The organism is Vibrio sp. 10N.222.52.C3 (assembly GCF_041474195.1).
In the GTDB taxonomy this organism is placed as follows: Bacteria; Pseudomonadota; Gammaproteobacteria; order Enterobacterales; family Vibrionaceae; genus Vibrio; species Vibrio crassostreae_C.
This window is the reverse complement of sequence record NZ_JBFRTQ010000140.1, coordinates 1-2,778: the sequence shown is the minus strand read 5'-3', so window position 1 is coordinate 2,778 and position 2,778 is coordinate 1. Positions and strand designations below refer to the sequence as shown.

The following is a 2,778-nucleotide window of genomic DNA, read 5'->3' as shown; positions in this document are numbered from 1 at the left end:
AGCTTGGAGAAGACGTTGGGTTTAAATTCGACTACTTTGACGGACTAAAAGCTGTAAATACCCTTGATGCTCATATTCTTCTGGAGCATGCAAAAAGTGTAGGCAAGCAAACCGAGCTTAAAAATCGGTTATTTGCTTCGTTTTATAGCGAGCAAAAAGATATATCCAGCAAGAGTACCCTCGAGCAAGAGTTGCAAAGTCTTGGTATTAATGTTGACGAAGCAATGCAATGCCTAGATGACGATAATATGCGAAGTCATGTCCAGTCGCTGGAACAGAAATGGAAGCAAGCGGGTATATCAGGTGTTCCAACAGTTGTATTCAATCGCGAGAGCGCTATTTCTGGAGCCCAATCAGTGGATACGTATAAGCAAGTATTAACTGAATTAGCTAAAGTGTAATTCCTGCATCCCTCTAAAACGGACTTTTGCAATATTTTGGCGGTCTGAAAAAGGCAACGGTCTATATGAAACATAGAGAGCTTGAAGTCTACCTTCATCATCATATACCAGTATCAAAGTCTCTCGGTATCTGTGTGAATACTTGTAGCAGCAAAAATATCGAGATTACTGCACCATTGAGAATGAATACCAACCACATGAATACGGTGTTTGGCGGCAGCTTATCTGTTGTTGGTATTTTGGCAGGTTGGTCTTTAGTTTATGCCCAGTTGGAGGGTAAAAAACATCAAATTGTTATTCAAGAAAATAGCATTCGATACCTGAAACCCGCCAGCAAAGATGTAACAGCAGTATGTAAATATGACAACCTTACGGCGTGGTCTCGGTTTCATCGTGCGTTTCAACGCAAGGGAAAAGGTCGTGTTCAAATAGCCTGCAATCTATTTTGTGCGGATGAGTTGGTTGCTACTTTTGAGGGAATATACGTCGTTTTTAATAAAGAGTAATAAGGTCAAAATGCAATGAAAACTAAAAACTTACGCAACCAATCCAGTTTGTCACGCCCGAACTCTTCAATTTCTTCCCAACCTTGACTCCCTGCAATCACAACGCTAATGGTAAGGAACAGAATATCTAAGAGTTTATTTACAACTTATCCTGATTGGCGTGTATCTTCAATGGCTACAAAGTATTTGAATAAATTGAGCTCAGACATGGTTGACTTGGTTTGTTATCAAAAAGAAGTATAAGATAAAAAACTTAGCTTAAGGTAAAGCTTCGTGATCTTGCCCTGTACTCTACGGCTAACGTTCACCGCTCGTTTTGTAGATAAAGAGGGCGAAACTAATTATAGATCTTTGATAATTTTGGATATTTTTTCTAATCAATATTAGTCGACTTAGACAGAGTACTCTAAATGATTCCTGTCCAAATATGAGCTAGCTCGGTAAATAGCTAGCTCGGCTTTTCTTAACATTGAAATAGCACACGGCACTACAGCTTAAAAGTAACCTTGTTTAATGCCTTCGCAAGCTCCTTCAAATTCAACTGTTTGCCGTAGCGATCATACGTTACCCCTTGCTGCTTATGGCCTACGATTTCAGCTGTAATCAACTCAGAAACACCCTTTTGCTTCAACTCATCAATAAAAGTATGTCTGAATCCATAACTCGTTGGGCGGTGGCGTGGCAGCATACCAATAGATGTCTGGTACTTGGTCATTTTATTAAGGTAGGCCTTAGACCAATCGGCAAAGATGTTTTTTGGCTCATAGCTGAATAGATTATTGGTACCGCTGGACTTCCTAGTTGCAATGTACTGCAGCAATCCAAAATTAATTAGTTGACCATGGACAGGGATTTTGCGGATGCTGTTGCTATTTTTGACGTACTTACCTTCATCGTCAACATTGACAGCGAAATAGTAGCTCCCATCAGCCTCTTTTATGTCATTCACTCTTAGTTGACACACTTCAGATGGACGCATTCCTGAGTAAAGCAATATCCACGAGATCCAGCGGAACTCTACATCCTGTTCAACAAATTTTTGAGACTTGAAGAATAGCTTAAGATCCTTGAGTGACCAGCGTTCACGTTCTTCACTAGTAGGCTTGAGTGGCTTGTTATCTACCTTAATGCCGTCAAAGGGGTTCAGTGCGATGTAATTCATCATCTTAGCAAACTTAAAAAACTGAAAAGCAGCAGCAAGGTACTCTTTGTTTGTCTTATAGCTACGCCCTTCCTTGAGGAGTTGGTCACGGTACACCAACGCATGAGCCGAAGTAACAGGATCCACGGATTCAACGGGTAACAGGTTAATACAGTGACTGGCACGAGCATTTAACTGATGCACTGTTAAAGGTCTGATATTTTGCAACTTCTTACTAGCGACAAAAGCGTCTAGCGCCGCTTTTAATGAAACGACAGGGTGATTCTTTCGGTGAACTGTAGAAGTTAAGTCCCGATGTTCTGCTTTACGAACTGGAGCGGCAGATACCTCAATATCAGGTTGATTCGATTCAAACTTACTACGAACCTCATCGATAATCGCATCACAATCCGCTTTAAAGCCTTCTACACAACTTTGCCCATGAGTTTTAGTTATTAACTCTTTTAGACTAGCAGCAACGGTTAGATTGCGTTCAGAAGCAAGTTGACGGTTCTTGGTTAGTAAAGATACTTTCAGATCGAACGGAAAGCCATTATCTCGAAGTTTTTTCGGCAGACAAACACGTGTGTAGTAGGTGCAATTTGGGGCGCGGAAAAGGTACATTGTCTGAGTCAATCCTTATGGTTTGACTTGGCACCTTGCAGATATGAAAAAAGCCGTTGTAATACAACGGCTTATCTCATTTTTAATGTGGTGGAGGGATAGGGAT

The 2,778-nt window shown here is 40.8% G+C and carries 4 protein-coding genes; 2 read left to right on the top strand and 2 right to left on the bottom strand.

What is annotated here, in order from left to right; genetic code table 11:
* Positions 1 to 401 (top strand): DsbA family protein (locus AB4517_RS19310; protein ID WP_372149237.1); only part of this gene is annotated, 401 nt, incomplete at its 5' end.
* A gap of 65 nt (positions 402 to 466) precedes the next feature.
* Positions 467 to 907, top strand: a complete 441-nt coding sequence (locus AB4517_RS19305; protein WP_102319792.1) for a YiiD C-terminal domain-containing protein — start codon at positions 467 to 469, stop codon at positions 905 to 907.
* 5 nt (positions 908 to 912) lie between these two features.
* On the opposite strand, the gene AB4517_RS19300 is transcribed toward AB4517_RS19305, so the two are convergent.
* Together AB4517_RS19300 and AB4517_RS19295 are read right to left on the bottom strand one after the other, a co-directional pair.
* Positions 913 to 1,032 carry a transposase family protein gene (locus tag AB4517_RS19300; RefSeq protein ID WP_102319791.1) on the bottom strand — a complete coding sequence of 40 codons (120 nt, stop codon included), beginning with the start codon at positions 1,030 to 1,032 and terminating at the stop codon, positions 913 to 915.
* 362 nt (positions 1,033 to 1,394) lie between these two features.
* A complete protein-coding gene (locus tag AB4517_RS19295; RefSeq protein ID WP_102319790.1) occupies positions 1,395 to 2,672 on the bottom strand; it encodes a site-specific integrase in 1,278 nt (425 codons plus the stop codon).
* Positions 2,673 to 2,778 lie beyond the last annotated feature (106 nt).